Below are 19,666 nucleotides of genomic sequence, written 5' to 3'. Positions count from 1 at the left end.
AGAAGACGGAGCGAGGCATGGCGCGGAACCACCGGAGCGAGCCCGACAGCGACCATGAGGCAAGGGCGCAGGAGCTGTCGGATGCGTTCACCAAGAAGAGGCCGAGCGTCGAGCAGCGCATGGCCGCCGGCAAGTCGTTGCGCGAGCGCATTCCCCGGGCGAGTCACGGTGAGTTCCAGCGTCGCCCGAATGTCGATCCCGTCGCGATCCTTGGCGCCCAGGCCCTGACGCGCATCCCCGAACTGGTGCCGGTGCGCCACATGCGCATGATGCAGTCGCCTTTCGCCTTCCTGCGCGGTTCCGCGGCGGTGATGGCGGCGGATCTGGCGCCAAGCGTGACCACCGGGCTTCAAGTGCAGACCTGTGGCGACATGCACGTTGCGAACTTCGGCGTCTTCGCATCGGCCGAGCGACAACTGGTCTTCGCCATCAACGATTTCGACGAGACACAGCCCGGTCCCTGGGAATGGGATGTCAAGCGACTGGCCGCCAGCGCGTTCGTGGCCACCCAGTATCTGGGCGGCGATACGGCTGCGTGCGAGGCGGCGGCACGTGCGGGCGTGGAGAGCTACCGGCAGCGCATACGGCGCTACGCAGGCATGGGACTGCTCGACGTGTGGTACGACACCATCGACAGCGCCCGCCTGCTCGATGCACTGCCACCCTGGCTGCAACCCGGCGCGGCGGCCGCGCTCGACAAGGCGCGCAAGCGAACCCACCTGCAGGTGCTCGACAAGATGACCGATCTGATCGACGACCGGCATCACATCATCGAGCAGCACCCCTTCATCGTGCGCGCGACCCATACCTCGATGGGAAGACCGGTGCGGGACGCCCTGGGTCACTTCCTGGCCGCCTATGTCGATTCGCTGGCGCCCGAGCGGCGCTTGCTGTTGTCGCGCTACCGGGTCATGGATGCGGCGCAGAAAGTGGTGGGTGTCGGCAGCGTCGGCACGCGCTGCTGGGTGCTGCTGCTGCAGGGCCGCGACAAGGACGATCCGCTGTTCCTGCAGATGAAGGAGGCCCAGGCCTCCGTGCTCTCGCCTTACCTGCCTCCGAACCCCGACATCGGCCTGCCTTCGAACCAGGGCCGCCGCGTGGTGATCGGGCAGCGCCTGATCCAGGGCTCGCCCGACATCTTCCTCGGCTGGGGCCGGCTCGACGGCATCGACTTCTATGTGCGCCAGTTGCGCGACATGAAGGGCAGCATCGAGTTGGAACCTGGCGCGACCAGTCCGGCGGTCTTTGCCGAGTACTGCGGCATCTGCGGCTGGGCGCTGGCGTTGGCGCACGCCAAGTCGGGTGACGCGGCGATGATCGGCGGCTATCTCGGCAAGTCGGACGTGTTCGACGACGCGATGGTGCGCTTCGCCGGCGCCTACGCGGAACAGACCCATCACGACTACAACATCTTCGCCGCCGCGGCACGCGAAGGCGTGGTGGAAGTGGCGGCGCTGGGGCGGCTCGTGGCTCAAGCCGTTGGATAGCTCAGCGACGGCCTCCAGGTCCAGTGGCGAGGCGCGTCTCAGACGATCGCCCACTCCAGCAAGGCTTGCCACCGGGCTTCGTCGACGCCAGCCTGTGCGGCAGGCGAAGATCGACTAAAAACAGAAATCATGCAAACGATCAACATCCATGAAGCCAAGACACACCTCTCGCGCATCGTCGAGCGCGCGGCACGCGGAGAGTCTTTCGTGATCGCCAAGGCGGGCAAGCCGATGGTCAAGGTCGTGCCGTTCGATTCGCCCGAACCTTCGCCGCTCAAGCGTCTTGGGTTTCTTGCCGAGCAGGTCCAGGTACCGGACGACTTTGACACGATGGGCTCGACCGAGATCGAGCACCTGTTCGGCGTCACCGCATGAGACTGCTGCTGGATACGCACCAGCTGCTCTGGGCAGCGGGCACTCCGAAGCGCCTTTCCGCGGCGACACGCAAGGCGATCGAATCGCCTGACAACAAGCTCTTCTTCAGTGTCGCGAGTGTCGCGAGCATCTGGGAGGTTGTTGTCAAGCGAGGATGACGCTCCTGACTGCCGACGCGAACGTCGCACTTTATCCAGGGCCTGTCCGCAAGGTATGAGATAGGCGCCTAAACTTGCTGGACGTGAGCGGAATCCGAAAGGTCATGATGGCAACACGAGAACCAGCATTCGTTCGCTCCAGCATTGAACTTTCTCGGCGCACCGTTGCTGCTGCACTGGTCGCGTCGCCCGCGCTATGGCTGGGACCACGCGCGCAGCCGGCGGCGGCGCGCACCGCGACGCCTTCTCAGACGGAAGGGCCTTTCTATCCGGTCCGCTTGCCGAAGGACACTGACTACGATCTCCTGCGCAACGGCACGCTGAACTACCGTGACGGTGAACCCACCTGGGTGGACGGCATCGTGACGGACCTCGACGGAAAGCCACTGCGTGGCGCGCAGGTCGAGATCTGGCAATGCGATGAGAACGGGCACTACCACCACCCGGGCGACGGCGACCGCGCCGACGCCGCGTTCCAGGGTTTCGGTCGCGTCGCCGTCGGTGCGGACGGCAGCTACCGCTTCCACACGATCCGGCCCGTGGCGTACAGCGGCCGCACGCCGCACATTCACTTCAAGGTAAGGCTCGGCACGCGCGAACTGCTGACCACGCAGCTTTACGTGGCGGGCGAGCAGGGCAACGCGCGCGACTTCCTGTGGCGCAATCTCTCTCCGGCTGCGCGAGACGCTGTCACCGTGCCGTTCGAGCGGGGCACGGATGGATTTCAAGCGCATTTCCCGATCGCGGTGAAGGCCTGAGTTCGGCGACACAATCGAGCCCCGCTTGTCAATTCCGGCGGGCCGAGAATTCCTCCTGCATGTCTTCCCCTCCACCACCCGCTTCTTTCGCCTCATCCACGTTTTCTCTCCGCAAGATAGCCGTCCCGGCCTTTGGACCTTCCTTGCTGTTCGGTTTGGGCGAAGGCGCGATCCTTCCCATCATTCCGCTCACGGCGCGCGACCTGGGGGCCTCGGTGTCAATGGCTGCGCTGGTGGTCGGGCTGATCAGCATCGGCTCGCTGATCAACAACATCCCGGCATCGCTCATCACCATGCGCTGGGGCGAGCGCTGGGCCATCGTTGTCGCTGGTATCTGGAGCGGCCTGGGCATGGCTTTGTGCCTATGGACTTCGCACCTGAGCCTGTTCGCGACGGGCTGCCTCATGGTGGGCATGTCGCAGGCCGTCTACAACCTGGCGCGCCAGAGCTACATGTCAGAAGCCGTTCCGGTCGTGTATCGCGCGCGGGCGCTCTCGACGCTCGGTGGCGTGATGCGCATCGGCATGTTCGTCGGCCCCTTTCTTGCCGCAGCGGCAGTGCACGCCTTCGGCCTCTCGGCGGCCTACGTCATCGGGATCGTCGGGGTCCTGGGCGCGGCGGGAATCGGCGCGCGCATTCCCGACCTGGAAGTGCCGCCAGCGCCTGCCGGACAGAGCGCCCCGGCGTCCGTGACCCTCATCTCCACGCTGAAGGATTACCGCCGCGTGTTTCTCACTGTGGGCGTAGGGGTGGTGCTGGTCAGTGCGGTACGGGCATCGCGGCAGGCCGTCATACCGCTGTGGGCTGAGCACCTGGCGCTGGCGCCTGCGGTGGCTTCCTTGATCTACGGCCTGGCCGGCGGCATCGACATGCTGGTGTTCTATCCGGCAGGCAAGGTGATGGATCACAAGGGCCGGCGCTGGGTCGCGGTGCCGTCGATGCTGATCATGGGCATGGCGATGCTGCTGATGCCGCTGAGTACCGGATTCGTCACACTGCTGATCGCCGCGCTGGCGATCGGCTTCGGCAACGGCATCGGCTCGGGGATGATCATGACGCTCGGCGCCGATCACTCGCCACCGCACGGGCGTGCGCATTTCCTGGGCGTGTGGCGCCTGATGTCGGATATCGGTTCTTCGAGCGGTCCGGCGCTGCTGTCGTTCCTGGCCGCCAGCCTGTCCCTGGCCCTGGGCATCGCTGCGACCGGGTTGATCGCATTGGTGGCGGCTGGGGCGTTGGCCTATTGGATTCCGTCCCGTCGCGCGGGTGCGGGCGGCGCGGCGCACCAAGAGGCTGGGTGAGGACCGCTCGCGGCTGGTGGTCCTCGGTGCCGAGCAAGCTCGAGAGCTTGGAGGTCATCGTGGACAACGAGCAGGGCCCCGGCGCTGAAACTGTCCCGCGACGCCATGTATGCATCGCTCAAGGACAAGCTGCCGCCCGACGTTTGGGACTACCCCGCGCCGTAGATTGACCGCGGCGTCCGATCAGCCCGACCCGGCTCCCGGCGAGAGGGTGCGCTTCGCCTGCTCCGCAGTCACGACGCTCACGGGCACGCCGAACCGCTCGATGCGATGGGCGAGGTCGAGGCGCAACCACCGGGAGATCCGCTCTGGCAGCGTCGAGACGATGACCTCGTCGTACTTCTCGCGCTCGAGCGTCTGGTGTACGGCCTCGTACGGGTCGGTGGCCCCGACGATCCCCTGCACATGCGAGCCCGCGGCCACGTCGAGCAGCGGAATCGCGAGCTCGAGCGTGATGGCCGCCTCCTCGGTGTCCGGGTCCCAATACGGCCGAGGGACCAGGAGCGTGAACTTGCACGGCCCGCGTGCGGCCCGCTCGGCGACGGCGGCGAGCAGCTTGGGCGAGGCCGCGGTCCGGTGAGCCACGATGAGGATGCGCCGGTCACTCATGATGTGGGCGACGCCAGAGCGAACCCCAATGGCAGTCCGACGGACAAGTTACGTTGAGTGCTCACGGTTCTTCGGCTCCAGGCCGCTCACTCACCTCCGGGCGGTCGGCATCATGCTAATCCTGTCTTTCGCTTGGTGCAATCGAGGGCGTACCCAACTGGCTTCATGGGTATTGAACCGATCGTGCGTTTCCGGGAATGAACGTTCCGCTTTACCGCGGAATCAACCGTGCCGCGGGCTGTCTCCAGACTCGAACCGCAGCAATTCGAAACTGGTGGGCGCCGTACTCCGCGGTGCGCGAACAAGAAGGACTAACGAATGAAAACCCTTGTCCCCTTCATCCTGGTTGCCACTTGCGGCGGCTTTTCCATGTCGGCCGGCGCGCAGTTCGCCAAGACCGAAGATGCCATCAAGTACCGTCAGAGCGCGATGTTCATCCAGGGCCAGCACGTCGGCCGCCTGGGTGCCATGGCCGCCGGCAGGGTGCCCTACGACGCGACGGCCGCGGTGGCCAACGCAGAAGTCGTGGTCGAAATATCGAAGCTTCCCTGGGCCGGATTCGGGCCCGGCACGGAAGGCGGCAAGGCCAAGCCTGAGATCTGGCAGGAGCAGGCGAAATTCAAGGAGCTGAGCGAGACGTTGATGTCCGACACGGAGAAGCTCCTGGTCGCCGCGAAAGCCGGCAACCTCGACGCACTGAAAGCCGCCATGGGCCCGTTGGGCGAGACCTGCAAGACCTGCCACGACACCTTCAGGAAGAAGTAGCTCGCCCCCAGGTTGCCGGGAGTAGCCATTGGCGATCGAACCTTCGCGTCTTCACGGAATCCGAAGACTCGCAAGGCATGGCGCAGGTGAGGCTCACCAGACTGGCAATGACGATGACCCTGTGGTCCGAGCATGAAAAGGGGCGCCGATATACTCGCGCCCGTCACGTCAAAAAAGGCGTGATCGGGTTTAGCAGCCCATTGCCATCCTGCGACGCAAGCCGCAGTTCTGTTCCGCAGATCGTGCGGCTTCGTTGTCTGTGCCCCATGTTTTGGCGGCTCGGATGGGAGGCCCGCAAGGGCCTGCCGGTTTCCGCAAGGATGGCCCGGTCTGCTAACCCGTTCGAGTCGCCGCCCCCGTTTAGCAGTGGGTGCGGCGGTTGTAGCAAACCGCCATCCTTGGAGGCCATTCATGGCACACCCTACCTGCGCGCTCGCGCGCCACCCGAACGTCTCCTCCTTCGCCGCTTCGCGCATGCAGGCTACGGCAGCCTTCGACGCATTGCATGAGGCGTATCACGCCGCCTCATGCGTCCGTTGCCTGCTCATGCACTTGGAGAACGTACGCGATAGTCAGCGCTATTTCACCCGCACCGAATTGACAGCGCTGCATGCGGTCGTCGATTCAGAAGTCGAACGTCGATTGCAGATCGCCCGCACAGCAGCAAGCTCCGTGGTGCAGGCTCCTTAGCCTTGAAGCGATCCGACGCTGGGCACGCTGGACAGGCCGGCCAGGGAAACTGGCGGCCTCGCGTTGGACGCCGTACTCGCCCGGATTCGGCCATGATTTTTCAGTCGCCCTGCGCGGCGGTTGGGATGGTGAATCGGAAGAGGGCGCCGCCGGTCGGATTGTGCGAGGCCCACAGCATGCCGCCATGCGCCTCGATCAGCTTGCGGCAGATGGCCAGGCCAACCCCCAGGCCGCTCGGCTTGGTCGAGTAGAAGGACTCGAAGACCCGCTCCAGATCGCCTTCGGCAATGCCGCTGCCGGTGTCCGCGACCTCCACCTGGATTTCCTCGCGCTGGTTGAGCGCAATGGAGACGCTGATCACGCGCTCGCCACCACCTTGCTCGATGGCCTCCATCGCGTTGCGCAGCAGGTTCAGCACCACCTGCTGCAAATGGATCTCGTCGACTTTGACCGGTGGCAGTCCGCTCTGCGCCGACAAACGGACATCGATCTCGCGCAGGTCGCAGTCCATCTTCACCATGCCGATGCATTCGGCGATGGCGCGTTCGATGTCGATCAGTTTCGGATCCAGCGCGTGCCGCTGCACCATGCTTCGCATGCGCGTGACCACGTCGCCGGCGCGTGTGGCCTGTCCGATGACTTTGTCCAGCAACTCCGACACGCGCGTCAGGTCAGGCGCCGATTCGCCGGCACGCCGGCGCGCCGCCAGCGCGTAGTTCTCGATGGCGCCCAGCGGTTGGGTGATCTCGTGGGCGAGCGCGACTGACATCTCGCCCGCCGTATGAACCCGGACAAGGTGCGCCAGCCGCTCGCGCCAATGTGCCGCCTCGACCTCCGCGGCGAGCTTGCGGCGTTCGGCCGTATCTCGCGCATGCAGGCTACCGAACACTTCAGCCAACAGGCTGACGCCGGGCATCAGCGCGTCCGGCCATTCGTGTTCGAGCTGTGTGCTCGCGATCGACAAGGCACCCGCGACCTTGCCCGAGACGGAGATCGGCACTGCAAACAACGATCGAACGCCGGCTGCCTGCAACGCGATGCGGTCGACCTCGGCTTCGCGCGGAAGATCGCCGACCCGAGGCAGGCGAACGACGTTGCCTGCCGCCAGGCGCTGCATGGTCCAGGGGAGATCGGGTGTGTCGCCCACGGCGAACGGCGGCGCAAAGCCGTCGGCATGCCAGCGCTGAACGGAGTGAAACGTGGCGTCGCCGGATGTGCGTTCCCAGAGCCCGACCCGTTGGGCCTCCATGAACTGGCCGATCTGGCGCAGGCCGATTCCGATCGCAGCTTCGGTCTGGCCCGGCTCGGCCAGCACCAGGGAGGCCAGGATGCCACTGGCCAGCCGCTCGAACCCGATCGCATGGTCGAGCTGCTCCTGCGTATGCTTGCGCGCCAGGGCGCTGCCGAGGACGTTCGCCAGCAGCCGCATGCGGCTCAGAAGGTCGTCCGGCCAGTTGCGTTCCGCGCGGACGCAACCGAAGCTCAGGGCGCCATGCAGTTCGCCGGCCACGATGATCGGCATCGTCACATGCGATTTGAGGCCGATGCTGCGCAGCGTCTCCTTGTCGACGGTGGCTTCGGGCGGCAGGTCGTCAAGGCGCTCGAAAACCACCGGCCGATTGGCCATCACCATCCTGAGGGACCAGGGGGCGAATTCGCGCGCCGCAACGTTCATCAGCGGCGGCCCGATACCTTCCGCCGCGAACGTATGGGTGACCTCCATCCGCCCGCTCAAGGGGAAGACCCGACTGAGCGTGGATCGATCGATGCCAAGTGTCGAGACGATGCGCGCCAGACAGTCACGGATGGCACCGTCGATTTCCTGGGAGGGCAGCGCGATGAATGTCGCCGACAGATCCGACAGCAGGCGCTCGAAGCGCAGCAGGTCGTGCGCCGAGACCGACGTCGGCCCTTGCACCTGGGCCACCAGCGAGTCGGGAGCGAGTCGCATGGCAGTCGGTGTCGTGCGGGCATTGGAGGGGCGCACAGCCATCGATGACGTCCGGTTGATCGTGTTTCGGGCGACCCTAGTCAGCGTGAAAGCCCGACGCCTTCACGATGGGCGCCCAGCGCGCAATATCGGCTGCCAGGGTCGCTGCGAGTTCATCCGACGTGGTGCCAGTGGGTTCGAGTCCCCACTCGGCGAATTTGGCCGTCGATTGCGGCGAATGCACGATCGTCGCGAACACCGTTGACCATCGGTCGATGTCCTTCTTCGGGGTTCCGGATGGAGCGAAGACGCCGACCCAGCCGGCGGCCTGGATCGATGGATAGCCTTGCTCGGCAAACGTCGGCACATCCGGCAGTTGCGCCAAGCGCTGCGCGCCCGACACCGCAATGATCCGAAGCTTGTGCGCGTGATGCATCTCGATGAAGTCGGAGGTCGATGAAATGCCGGCAGGAATATGCCCCCCCACGAGATCGACCGTCATTGGCCCGGCGCCCTTGTAAGCCACAGGCTTCAACTCGATGCCCGTCTCCCGCGCGATCATGACGCCGAGAAACTGAGCCAGGCTTCCCGCGGCGCCCATTCCGTAGAACGATTGCGTCGGATGGTCCTTCGCCCAGGCCACGAACCCTGCGAGCGAGGTGGCGGGATGATCGTTCGGCACCGCGAGCGCCAAGGTGTATGTCGCAATCTGCGAGACCGGAGCGAAGTCGTGCACCGCGTCGTAGTGGACATCCTTGAAGATCAGCGGCGCCAGGACGGGCACCACGAAGGGAAACAGCGCAATGGTCTTGCCGTCGGGCGCCGCATTCTTGACCAACATGGCGCCAATGCGGCCGCTCGCGCCGGGCTTTTCATCGATATAGATGTGGGAGCCGTCATCCGCGTTCGCACGTTCGGCCATGTAGAGCGCGAGCGCCGCGGCAGAGCCGCCTTCGAAGGGCACCACGAACCTGACCGGCCCGCCGTCTTCTGCACGTGAAGGGGCGGCAAGGCAGATGCCCAGTACAAGAGTGAGGATCTTCAGGGCCTCGGCCAGACGCATAGCCGCTCCTTCGGAAGTGCGCTCGCGCGATGGACGAACCTGATATGCCATTGCGAGCTACTTCGGATCGTCCGCCAGGGCCGGAGTATGGCACCTATGGCCGCTCCGGCATGCGACCCCAGGCCTGAATGAAGACGCTCGACAGCACCAGTGTTTCAGGGTCTTCGAGGTGACGCTTCAGAAGGGCCGCCAACTCGTTCAGTTCGGTTTCTCCGATCAGTTGCTGATCGAGGAGCCTGGCCCGCGCGTTCTCTACGAAATCAAGCAGCAGCATTCGACGCCCATGGCCCACAGGGTACGCGTGGACCCACGGTTGCACGCGAATATCCACCAACCCGGCTTCACGCATCAAACGCGGCACCTTGGAGCCGATCGTCCGGTCAATCCCGTCCATTCCAGCCGACGTGTTGAGCAGATCAAGCAAACGGGTTTGGGCGTGGTGGGGTGGATCGCATCGCTGCGTGGTTGCCTCGGCCTCATGCAGGGCCACCACGCCACCGGGTCGGACAAGACGGACCATCTCATGCACCAGGCCCTCGGGTTGCGGAATGTTGACCAGAACCAGCCGCGCGGTCGCGAGATCGAACGACTGCTCAGGCAAACCTGTCTTGCGCCCATCGGCATGCAGGACTTCGACGTTCGTCAGATGGCAGTCCGCGACGAAGCCTCGTGCACGCTGCACTTGCTCGGCGCTGCGTTCCACGCCGACGACTCGGCCCGTCGCGCCGACGCGCTCCGCGAGAAGGCCCACACAACCCTGGGGGCCACAGCCAATCTCGATCACGCGCCAGCCCGCAGCTACACCGATGTGATCGAACAGCCAGTTCGAATCGGCGGCAAGCTCTTCCGCTTGTCGCCCCAGGCGATCTTGCTCCGCCTGGCGATAGCCTAGAAAGTAGGGATCAGCTTCAGTCACTGTCCACCTCCGGGACTGTATTAGGCGCTGGATCGCACGGAGCCGAGTCAAGGCAGTATCGGCCAGGCATTGCCGGCCTTCAAGGTCCTATCAATTCAACAAGGCCAATCCCGACAACGATGGCGCGCTCGATCTGGCCGAGCATCTTCGCGCCCTGACTCTGAAGGCGAAGTAGTCGCTCGCCCGCAGATCCCTCAGCCCTGCATAGCCAAGGGATTGAGAGTCGGCTCACCGATCTTCGAGAGCGTGTTGCGGTCCGTGTGATGAAAGGGCTCGGCCAGCCCCTGGATCTGCATGACCGTGTCCTGGTTGTACGCCCAGGTGCCATCGGCATTGAACGCCACCTGGATGCGCCACTCCAGCGTGGTGAATGCATGCTCGATGAACGGGTTGGACACGATGCCGTTGACGAGGCTCCCGCGCGCAGCGACGAGTTCGAAGCGGTCCGCATCTGCATCCACATGGCCGCTCGCCATCGCGATCTGGCCGCGCGGGATCGCCAGCGTGAGCATGACGGTGCTGGTGGCAGGTTCCCACAGCCAGTAGCCGACCTGATCGTGATACATCTTGGTCAGGCCCGGCTTGTGGATGAAGGTGTGATAGCGCAGGCCATACAGCACTTGCGGGCCATTGGTCTGTGGATCGATCGGCTGCAGTTCGTAGTGCTCCACATAGACCTGCGTCTTCGGCCCCTGCGCCTTGGGCTTGACGTCCACGCCTTTCTCGCCCTGCCAAACGCCCGCCATCCTGCGCAGTGGGCCGAGGTTGGCGAGGGTTCGCCCATCGAGGTTGGAAGGCTCGGTGTAGATGTCGTCCGGAAACATGGGCATGGGATTGACGTGAAGGTTGGCAACCGGAATGCGTCGAAGTCTACGAGCAGATCCACGACAAGTGGTTCAAGGCGCGCAGGTGGCCCCGGTCGCTTTCCACGTACGTGGAGGTAGGTGGCCGCTGGGATGGCGTACTCGGACGCCGTGGCCACAATCGTCGGTGCGTTCCTACACGATCGGGGTAGAAGCATGAAAAGGATCTTCGCCATCATCGGCGTGCTCGTTGTGGTTGGCGGGGCCATCGCCGGAGCGCTCTATGCCGCGTTCCCGGTGCCGATGACGACCTACGGCGGCATGGGACTCAACTTTCTCAAGTCGCTGTCTACGCCGGCGGGCACGCTGGCTGTGGAATCGAATCCCGCCTACAAGGCGCCCGCAGCCGCAGCGCCTTCATCGCCTGTCGCCGACGCGCCCTGGCCGAACGCGAGCGCCGGAGACTGGCCGAGCTACAACCGGACACCGACCTCGCAGCGCTTCTCGCCGCTCACCGAGATCAACACGAAGAATGTCGGGAACCTGAAGATCCAGTGCACGTACGACCTCGGCATCTTCACCGCTTTCGAATCGGGTCTGATCATGGTGAACAACGCCTTGATCGGCACGGCCGAGTTCGAAATCTTCTCCATCAATCCGACCACGTGCGCCGAGAACTGGCGCACCCGCCTGGACTATCCCGGCGGGCTCCTTCCGGCCAATCGCGGCGCCGCCTACATGGACGGCCTGCTGTTCCGCGGGACGCAGGACTGCCGGGTGCTGGCCTTCGACTTCAAGACCGGCAAGCAGGTGTGGGAGACGACCATCTGCGATCCGAAGCGCGGCGAGTCGGTGCCTTCGGCGCCGATCGCTTGGGATGGCCTCGTCTACATCGGCAATGCCGGCGGCGACTACAAGGGTGGCAAGGGTAACGTCTACGCACTCGACGGCAAGACCGGCAAGGTCGTCTGGCAGTTCTTCCTCGTTCCCAAGGCCGAGGGCGACGTCGTCCGTGGACCGGAAGGCAAGTCACCGCTCGACGGGAAGACCTGGAACAACGCGCCAGGCATACCGATCAGCGGCGGCGGCACCTGGACCTCGTACACCCTCGATATCAAGAATGGCTTGCTGTACGTCCCGGGAGGCAATCCGGCCCCTGACTTCGCCTCAGGGGCACGCGAAGGCGAAAACCTCTTCACGGACTCGGTCGTGGTCCTCGATGCCAAGACGGGCGACTACAAGAACAACTTCAAGGTCGTGAAGAAGGACTGGCATGACTGGGATGTGTCCAGTCCACCCATCCTGCATCAGACCATGGGCGGCAAGCAGCTCATGTCGGTCGCTCCGAAGGATGGGCACCTCTATGGCTACGAGCTCCCCAGCAACAACTTGATCTACCGCGTGCCGGTCACCCAAATCGAGAATGCCGAGGGCACGTTCGCCGTCGGCCAGGACGTTCACTTCTGTCCGGGTCCGGTGGGAGGCACCGAATGGAACACGCCAGGTTTCGATCCGACCACGAATCTCGTCATCACCGGCACCGTCGACTGGTGCGATACGGTGACGATCAAGACCGATGAGAGGATGCGAAAAGTGGCCGTCGGCCAGCCCTGGACCGGAATGGCAACGCTCAATCCCATCAACATGTTCGGCAAGGAAGACAAAACCGACGGACATTGGGCCGGATGGATCTATGCCAGCGACGCAGACACCGGTGTCTGGAAGTGGCGGGTCAAGTCCAACTATCCCATCGTCGCCGGGATCACGCCGACGGCCGGGGGCATCGTGTTCTTTGCCGACCTCGGCGGCAATTTCTATGCGCTTGACGCCTCCACCGGGGAGAAGCTCTGGGGAGGCCCGCTCGGAAGCGGCGGCGCGATCGGAGGCGGCGTGATCACGTACACGGCGGATGGCGCGCAGAAGGTTGCTGTCGCCGACGGATTCACCATGGTCGCATGGCCAACGAAGCCGAGGCACGCGAAGGTCGTCATCCTGGGCCTGGACAGCGCCGCAGCGAAGAAATGAAACGGGAGTTCGAACATGGACCTCGACCCCGTGACACTGTCGCGAATCCAGTTCGGGTTCGTGATCAGCTTCCACATCATCTTTCCCGCCTTCACGATCGGGCTCGCGGCTTGGCTGGCCACCATCGAAGGCGCCAGGCTGGCGACGGGCAACGCGCTCTATCGCAGGGTGTTCGACTTCTGGCTGCCAATCTTTGCCGTGTCTTTCGGCATGGGGGTGGTCACGGGCATCGTGATGGCGTTCCAGTTCGGAACCAACTGGGGTGTGCTCGCCGTCAAGACCGGTTCGATTCAAGGACCGTTGCTCGGCTATGAGGGCTTCACGGCCTTCATGCTCGAGGCGACTTTCTTCGGCGTGATGCTGCTCGGGCGCGACCGGGTATCGCCGCGCTTCTATTTCTTCTCGTGCTGCATGGTGTCGCTGGGCACGATGTTCTCGTCGTTCTGGATCCTGGCCAACAACAGCTGGATGCAGGTGCCGCTGGGCCACACGATCGTGGACGGCAAGATCATTCCGGCCGACTGGATGCAGATCGTGCTGGGGCCCATACAGATGGTGCGCTGGCCGCACATGCTGCTCGCCGCCTTGCTGACGACTTCGATGTGCGTGTCGGCGACCGGTGCCTGGTATCTCCTGCGCCGCGTGCACTTCGACGAAGGCCGGATGATGCTCCACTGGGGCCTCGGGCTGGCCGCCGTGCTCATCCCGGTCCAACTCTTCTTCGGCCACCTGACGGGCCTGTACGTGCTGGCCCACCAGCCCGCCAAGTTCGCTGCGATCGAGGCACGCTGGAAGAACGAGCAGCCCGCCAGCGAAGTCCTGGTCGCCATCCCCGACGAGGCGAACCAGCGCAACCTCTTCGCCATCACGGTGCCCAAGCTCGGCAGCCTCATCGCATCGGGCAACCTCACCGCCCCCGAGCGCGGCCTCGAGTCTTTTCCTCGCGAAGACTGGCCGCCGGTGCTGATTCCCTTCTGGACCTTCCGGCTGATGGTCGGCATGGGCCTCATCATGCTGGCCGTCTCGTGGCTCGGCAATTTCCTGCGATGGCGGGGCAAGCTGGAGTCGTCGCGCTGGTTCCTGTGGATCACCTTCGCGGCCTTCCCGACCGGCTTCGTCGCCATCCTCACCGGCTGGTACACGGCGGAGATCGGACGCCAGCCCTGGGTGGTCTACGGCCTGCTGCGCACCAAGGACGCCGTCACCCCCTCGCTGACCACGGGTGACGTGCTGACCTCGCTAATCGTCTACGTGGTGGTGTACTGGCTCTTCATTTCCTTCGGCATCTACTACATCTACAAGCTCCTGCGCCAGGGACCGCGTGCCAAGACGCAAGCCACGGGCAACGTCACCGGCAGCCGGCCGCTGGCCATCGCCGCGCGCACGGACGCTGCGCCCAACGGCGGATCCGGAGGCACGCGGTGAGCCCGGCCGTGCCCAGCGACCTGGCGCTCTTCTGGGCGGCGGTCATCGCCATCTCGATCCTGGTCTACGTGATCCTGGACGGCTTCGACCTTGGCGTGGGGATTCTTTTCGGCACCACCAGCGAGCAGGACCACCGCCTGCACATGATGGACACCATCGCGCCGTTCTGGGACGGCAACGAGACCTGGCTGGTGATCATCGGCGCGGGCCTGTTCGCGACCTTCCCGGTGGTGTATGCCGTGTTCCTGGGGGCGTTCTATCTGCCGGTGCTGTTGTTGCTCGTCGGCTTGATCTTTCGCGGCGTCGCCTTCGAATTCCGCTTCCGCAGCGTGAAGACACGCTGGCTGTGGGACACGGGATTCTTCCTGGGATCGACAGTGGTCGCCTTCGTGCAGGGGGCCGCCGTGGGGGCGTTGATGCGGGGCCTTCCAGTGGCGAATGGCCAGTTCGCGGGCACGTCCCTCGAATGGCTGCATCCGTTCTCGGTCCTGACCGGCATTGGCCTCGTCTTTGGCTATGCGCTGCTGGGTGCGGGCTGGATCGTGCTCAAGAGCGAAGGCGATCTGCGGGACTGGGCCTATCGCCGCATTCCCTGGCTCGCGGTGGCCGTCTTCGTGGTGCTCGGACTGGCATTCGCCGTGTCGTTGAGCTTCGATGCAGGTGCGATCGCGCAGAGTCACCTGAAGGATCGGCCATGGGGATGGGTCTTCGTCGCGGTGGCCGTCGCCTCGTTGATCGGCGTCATCATGGGGGCTCGTGCGCGCCGCGATGGTGTCGCGTACACGCTGACGGTGGTGTTCATCGCGGCGGCCTACCTGACGCTCGGCGTGATGTTCTGGCCCTACATGGTCCCGTACGCGGTCACCGTGGCCAGTGCGGCTGCGCCGGAGGAATCGCTCCGCTTCCTGTTCTACGGTGCCGCGGTGGTGCTGCCGGTGATTGCGATCTACACCTTCGGGGTGTACTGGGTGTTCCGCGGCAAGGTCCGCAGCGGCTACCGGTGAGGAAGAACACGTCGCCATGGATAGCGCAGGCCACACATGATCGATTCCCTGATGGATGTCTTCGTCCGCACATGGTCGGACGTCACGAGCGGCCGGCATGCGCCGCTTTCGTTCCGGTTCATCCTGCAGCCGGCGGTGGCCGCCTTCTTCGCTTTCAGGGCCGGCAGGCAGGACGCGCGAGACGGGAGGCCCGTCTACCTATGGGCGCTCGTTCACGATCGCACGCAACGCAAGGCGTTGCTGCTCGAAGGCTGGCGAGACGTCGGGAAAGTGTTCATCTTCGCCATCGTCATGGATGCCATCTATCAGTTCATCTCGGTGCGTTGGGTCTATCCCGGCGAGGCCGTGATGGTCGCGGCGGTCCTCGCGGTCGTGCCTTACCTGCTGTTCCGCAGCCTGGTGAATATCGTGCTGCGTCGCCGGCCGCACACCTGAGTCAGGCGACGAAATGAAACGGGACTTTGTTCTTGCCCTTTGGGGCATCGAAGTTCCCATCGATCAATCGGGGCGAGCCTGGCGTGGCTTGCCGGATTGGGGGGCGCGAGGCCAAGCACCTTGCCGAGCATCTTTAACTTCATTCAATGCGAAGGAAAAATCATGGCAGCGAAGAAACCCAACATCTTGATTCTTTGGGGTGACGACATCGGCATTTCGAACATCAGCCACAACAGCCGAGGCATGATGGGCTATCGGACCCCCAACATCGATCGCATCGCAGAGGAAGGGGTGACGTTCACCGACTACTACTCGCAGCAAAGCTGTACGGCCGGCCGCGCCTGCTTCATTTGCGGCCAGAACCCGATCCGTACCGGCCTGACCAAGGTCGGCATGCCGGGCGCCACGGTCGGTCTGCAGAAGGAAGACCCGACCATCGCCGAATTGCTGAAGCCGCTCGGCTACGCCACGGGTCAGTTCGGCAAGAACCATCTCGGCGACCGCGACGAGTTCCTGCCGACCATGCACGGCTTTGACGAGTTCTTCGGCAATCTTTATCACCTGAACGCCGAGGAAGAACCCGAGCTCCCCGACTATCCGAAGGACCCCGAGTTCAAGAAGCGGTTCGGTCCACGCGGCGTGCTTCACTGCATATCTGACGGCAAGGGCGGGCAGACGATCGAGGACACCGGCGCGTTGACCAAGAAGCGCATGGAAACCATTGACGAGGAGATCACTGACGGCGCGATCGCCTGGATGGAAAAGCAGGCGAAGGCGGATCAGCCGTTCTTCCTCTGGTACAACTCGACAGCGATGCACTTCCGCACGCACGTCGCCGAGAAGAACCTGGGCAAGAGCGGACAGGACCCCTACAGCGATCGCATGGTTGTCCACGATGAGCAGATCGGACAGATGCTCGACAAGCTCGACGAACTGGGCATTGCCGACAACACCATCGTCATGTACTCCACCGACAACGGCCCGGAGAACGACACCTGGCCTGATGGCGCCACCACCCCGTTTCGTGGCCAGAAGGACTCCAACTGGGAGGGCGGTTGGCGTGTGCCGTGCTTCATGCGCTGGCCGGGCAAGATCAAGGCCGGCTCGGTGCTGAACGGCATCGTCTCGCACATCGACATGTTCCCGACCTTGCTCGCGGCCGCCGGCAATGCTGACGTGAAACAGCAACTGCTCGACGGCTGTACGGTTGACGGCAAGAAATTCAACGTCCATCTCGACGGCTACAACCAGATCCCCTACCTGACCGGCGCCGTGAAGGAGAGCCCGAGAAACGCTATCGTGTACTTCAGCGATGACGGCGAAGTGATCGCGGTGCGGGTTGGCGACTACAAGTTCCACTTGGCCGTGCAGCGCGCGAATACGATGCGACAGTGGGCCGAGCCGTTCGTGAAGCTTCGGCTGCCGTACATCATGAATCTGCGCCGCGACCCGTACGAGCGGGCCGAGTTCAACTCGAACACCTACCTGGATTGGATGGTCGATCACGCGCCCCAGATGTATCTGATGCAGGCGGTGATCGCGGGGCAGATCGCGGACTTCGCCAAGTTCCCGCCACGGCAGAAGCCCGCTTCGTTCAACCTGGACGCGGTGTTGGCGCAGGTGTCGATTCACGGCAACACCTGAGATCGATGGGTCGTGCAAGGTTGGCCGGGGAAGGCCCGGGGCCTTGCATCAACCTGCGCACGGGCCATGTTGAAAGACCGCGAGGCAACAGGCACGGATGGTGCCCGGGTGGCGCTGGAAGTGAGCGCCTTCTACGAACGCCATCCCTATCCGCCGCCGGTCGACGATCTCGATCACTACCGGCAGTTGTGGAACGACGATCGGCGGCGCGCCGAGTCCTTCATGTTCTGGCCGGACGAACCGTATCGGGACGACCGGACCATCCTGGTTGCCGGATGCGGGACCTCCCAGGCGGCCAAGCACGCGATGCGCTGGCCTCGCGCGAAGGTGGTCGGCATCGATTTCAGCGCGACGAGCATCGAAAAGACCGAAGGGCTCAGGCGCAAGTACGGACTGGACAATCTCGAACTCCACCATCTCCCAGTGGAGCGCGCAGCCGAGCTGGGGCGCACGTTCGAACATGTCGTCTGCACGGGCGTGCTGCATCACTTGCCGGACCCCGACGCGGGGTTGCGAGCCCTTCACGACGTGCTCGACCTGGACGGTGCCATGCACCTGATGGTCTATGCACCTTACGGCCGCGCCGGTGTGTACCTGTTGCAGGACTACTGCCGCCGGCTGGGTATCGGAACGACGACGGATGAGATCAATGCGCTGGCGGCAAGCATCCGGGCGTTGCCGCCAGACCACCCGCTGATGCCGCTGCTGCGCAGTGCGCCGGATTTCAAGGACAAGGCCGGGCTGGCGGATGCGCTGCTTCATCCTCAGGACCGGGCCTACTCGGTCCCGCAACTCTTCGACTTCCTTCGAACGGGCGGCTTGAGCTTTGGCCGCTGGTTGGGGCAAGGGGCCTATCTGCCTCAGTGCGGCGGGCTGGCGTCGTCCCCGCACCAACCGCTGCTGGCGGCGCTTCCTCGGGAGGAACAGTATGCCGCGGTCGAACTCTTCCGCGGGTCGATGATCCGCCACAGCGTGGTGGCGTATCGCGACGACCGGGCGCAGCACAAGCCCATCGACTTCGAGGGCGATGCATGGCTTGACTACGTGCCCCATCGCTTGCCCGACACGCTGATGGTCCAGGAGCGGCTGCAGCCAGGCGCAGCGGCAGTGCTGATCAACCGGCACCACACCTTCACCGACTTGTACCTACCGATCACCGCGCAGCAGAAGAAGTTCGTGGACGCCATCGATGGCAAGCGCTCCATCGGCCAGATCGCCTCGGAGCACGCACTTCGCCCCGTCGCGCGCGTCCTTTTCGAGGGGCTATGGTGGTACGACCAGGTGGTGTTCGATCGATCACGGTCCGGTTCGCTTTTGCCGAAGGGAGGGTTCGGCAATCACTGAGCAGCGACGCCGCCAGAGGGATAGATTCACACACCATGACCGAATCTCTCGACCTGGACCACCTCCGCAGCTGGATCGGCCGCACCGAGACGCGAGACGAACTGCTCTCGCCCTGGACTGCGAGCGCGATGGCCGCGACCGTGCGCAACGACGGGAATGACTGGCAACCCGGACAGGCACTGCCGCCGCTGTGGCACTGGTGCTATTTCCTGCCGATCGCGCCGCAGAACGGGCTCGGGCCCGACGGCCACCCCGCGCGCGGCGGCTTCCTGCCGCCAGTGCCGCTGCCGCGCCGCATGTGGGCCGGCAGCCAGCTCGAGTTCCTCGCACCCTTGAAGCTCGCCACGCCCACCACGAAGACGTCGCGCGTGGTCGATGTGAATCTCAAGCAGGGCAAGGGCGGTGCGCTCGTGTTCGTCAAGGTGCAGCATGAAGTGCATGCCGGCGGCACGCTGCTGCTGCGCGAATTCCACGACATCGTCTATCGCGAGGCGCCGAAGCCCGGCGAATCCGCACCGCCGCAGGCGCCACCGGCCGATGCGGCATGGGCGGTGGAGCATCGGCCGGATGCACCGTTGCTGTTCCGCTATTCAGCGCTGACATTCAACAGTCACCGCATCCACTACGACTATCCCTACGTGACGCAGATCGAAGGCTATGACGATCTCATCGTGCACGGCCCGCTGATCGCCACGCTCCTGCTCGAAGCCGCGCAGCAACACAATCCGGGCCGTGCGGTTGCCGCGTACAGCTTCAAGGCCGTGCGCCCGTTGACCTGCGGCAAGCTGTTGCGCGTGGCCGGCCATTCTCCGCAGCCCGATGGCACCGTCTCGCTGTGGGCCGAAGACGGGCAGGGCGCGCTGCTGATGCAGGCCACGGCCCGACTGGAAAAATGAAGCTCACCCCCACGCCCGAATTCAACTCACCGCTATTC

Annotated in this window: 19 protein-coding genes; 14 read left to right on the top strand and 5 right to left on the bottom strand. The window is 64.4% G+C overall.

Going from position 1 to position 19,666, the window contains the following annotated elements; genetic code table 11:
* Window positions 1-17 precede the first annotated feature (17 nt).
* The 5 genes from AC1DHL_RS13515 (at window position 18) to AC1DHL_RS13495 (ending at window position 4,079) form a co-directional block, all read left to right on the top strand.
* The gene (locus tag AC1DHL_RS13515) at window positions 18-1,487 is read left to right on the top strand and encodes a DUF2252 domain-containing protein (RefSeq protein ID WP_478162290.1); all 1,470 of its coding nucleotides are present in this window, start codon (window positions 18-20) and stop codon (window positions 1,485-1,487) included.
* Window positions 1,488-1,616: 129 nt separating this feature from the next.
* Window positions 1,617-1,862 carry a type II toxin-antitoxin system Phd/YefM family antitoxin gene (locus AC1DHL_RS13510; RefSeq protein WP_478162289.1) on the top strand — a complete coding sequence of 82 codons (246 nt, stop codon included), beginning with the start codon at window positions 1,617-1,619 and terminating at the stop codon, window positions 1,860-1,862.
* Complete coding sequence (locus tag AC1DHL_RS13505) at window positions 1,859-2,020, top strand: type II toxin-antitoxin system VapC family toxin (RefSeq protein ID WP_478162288.1); 162 nt, start codon at window positions 1,859-1,861, stop codon at window positions 2,018-2,020. Before AC1DHL_RS13510 ends, AC1DHL_RS13505 begins: the two co-directional genes overlap by 4 nt.
* Window positions 2,021-2,124: 104 nt before the next feature.
* A complete protein-coding gene (locus tag AC1DHL_RS13500) occupies window positions 2,125-2,778 on the top strand; it encodes a dioxygenase family protein (RefSeq protein WP_478162287.1) in 654 nt (217 codons plus the stop codon).
* A gap of 59 nt (window positions 2,779-2,837) precedes the next feature.
* Window positions 2,838-4,079 carry an MFS transporter gene (locus AC1DHL_RS13495; RefSeq protein WP_478162286.1) on the top strand — a complete coding sequence of 414 codons (1,242 nt, stop codon included), beginning with the start codon at window positions 2,838-2,840 and terminating at the stop codon, window positions 4,077-4,079.
* Between the two features lie 183 nt (window positions 4,080-4,262).
* Here AC1DHL_RS13495 and AC1DHL_RS13490 read toward each other — a convergent pair whose 3' ends face one another.
* Window positions 4,263-4,688: a hypothetical protein gene (locus AC1DHL_RS13490; RefSeq protein WP_478162285.1), complete on the bottom strand. Its 426-nt coding sequence runs from the start codon at window positions 4,686-4,688 to the stop codon at window positions 4,263-4,265.
* Window positions 4,689-5,006: 318 nt separating this feature from the next.
* On the opposite strand from AC1DHL_RS13490, the gene AC1DHL_RS13485 reads away from it, so the two are divergent.
* Entirely contained in the window at window positions 5,007-5,453 is a 447-nt protein-coding gene (locus AC1DHL_RS13485) for a c-type cytochrome (RefSeq protein ID WP_478104760.1), read from the top strand.
* Between the two features lie 411 nt (window positions 5,454-5,864).
* The gene (locus tag AC1DHL_RS13480; protein ID WP_478104761.1) at window positions 5,865-6,143 is read left to right on the top strand and encodes a hypothetical protein; all 279 of its coding nucleotides are present in this window, start codon (window positions 5,865-5,867) and stop codon (window positions 6,141-6,143) included.
* Between the two features lie 100 nt (window positions 6,144-6,243).
* On the opposite strand, the gene AC1DHL_RS13475 is transcribed toward AC1DHL_RS13480, so the two are convergent.
* The 4 genes from AC1DHL_RS13475 to AC1DHL_RS13460 form a co-directional block, all read right to left on the bottom strand.
* The gene (locus tag AC1DHL_RS13475; RefSeq protein ID WP_478162284.1) at window positions 6,244-8,094 is read right to left on the bottom strand and encodes a GAF domain-containing sensor histidine kinase; all 1,851 of its coding nucleotides are present in this window, start codon (window positions 8,092-8,094) and stop codon (window positions 6,244-6,246) included.
* A 76-nt stretch (window positions 8,095-8,170) separates the two neighbouring features.
* Entirely contained in the window at window positions 8,171-9,136 is a 966-nt protein-coding gene (locus tag AC1DHL_RS13470) for a tripartite tricarboxylate transporter substrate-binding protein (RefSeq protein WP_478104764.1), read from the bottom strand.
* Between the two features lie 94 nt (window positions 9,137-9,230).
* Window positions 9,231-10,052, bottom strand: a complete 822-nt coding sequence (locus AC1DHL_RS13465; RefSeq protein ID WP_478104765.1) for a methyltransferase domain-containing protein — start codon at window positions 10,050-10,052, stop codon at window positions 9,231-9,233.
* A gap of 194 nt (window positions 10,053-10,246) precedes the next feature.
* Window positions 10,247-10,882 (bottom strand): FABP family protein, encoded by a 636-nt coding sequence (locus tag AC1DHL_RS13460; RefSeq protein WP_478104767.1) that lies wholly within the window; start codon window positions 10,880-10,882, stop codon window positions 10,247-10,249.
* 189 nt (window positions 10,883-11,071) lie between these two features.
* Here AC1DHL_RS13460 and AC1DHL_RS13455 point away from each other — a divergent pair, with 189 nt between their 5' ends.
* The 7 genes from AC1DHL_RS13455 to AC1DHL_RS13425 all read left to right on the top strand — a co-directional run bounded on the left by AC1DHL_RS13455 (window position 11,072) and on the right by AC1DHL_RS13425 (window position 19,628).
* The gene (locus tag AC1DHL_RS13455; protein WP_478162283.1) at window positions 11,072-12,880 is read left to right on the top strand and encodes an outer membrane protein assembly factor BamB family protein; all 1,809 of its coding nucleotides are present in this window, start codon (window positions 11,072-11,074) and stop codon (window positions 12,878-12,880) included.
* 15 nt (window positions 12,881-12,895) lie between these two features.
* Complete coding sequence (locus tag AC1DHL_RS13450; protein ID WP_478104769.1) at window positions 12,896-14,305, top strand: cytochrome ubiquinol oxidase subunit I; 1,410 nt, start codon at window positions 12,896-12,898, stop codon at window positions 14,303-14,305.
* Window positions 14,302-15,309 carry a cytochrome d ubiquinol oxidase subunit II gene (gene cydB / locus AC1DHL_RS13445; RefSeq protein WP_478104770.1) on the top strand — a complete coding sequence of 336 codons (1,008 nt, stop codon included), beginning with the start codon at window positions 14,302-14,304 and terminating at the stop codon, window positions 15,307-15,309. The genes AC1DHL_RS13450 and cydB overlap by 4 nt, the downstream gene beginning before the upstream one ends.
* A 36-nt stretch (window positions 15,310-15,345) precedes the next feature.
* A complete protein-coding gene (locus tag AC1DHL_RS13440) occupies window positions 15,346-15,744 on the top strand; it encodes a hypothetical protein (protein WP_478104772.1) in 399 nt (132 codons plus the stop codon).
* Between the two features lie 162 nt (window positions 15,745-15,906).
* On the top strand, window positions 15,907-17,388 hold the full coding sequence (locus tag AC1DHL_RS13435; protein ID WP_478162282.1) for an arylsulfatase: 1,482 nt from the start codon (window positions 15,907-15,909) through the stop codon (window positions 17,386-17,388).
* Between the two features lie 66 nt (window positions 17,389-17,454).
* Window positions 17,455-18,732 (top strand): class I SAM-dependent methyltransferase, encoded by a 1,278-nt coding sequence (locus tag AC1DHL_RS13430; protein ID WP_478162281.1) that lies wholly within the window; start codon window positions 17,455-17,457, stop codon window positions 18,730-18,732.
* Between the two features lie 35 nt (window positions 18,733-18,767).
* Complete coding sequence (locus AC1DHL_RS13425) at window positions 18,768-19,628, top strand: HTD2 family dehydratase (protein WP_478162280.1); 861 nt, start codon at window positions 18,768-18,770, stop codon at window positions 19,626-19,628.
* The last annotated feature ends 38 nt before the right edge of the window (window positions 19,629-19,666 follow it).

Source organism: Variovorax sp. 10L426, from assembly GCF_056395305.1.
The sequence above is the reverse complement of the archived record's forward strand: the minus strand, read 5'-3'. Positions and strand labels throughout refer to the sequence as shown.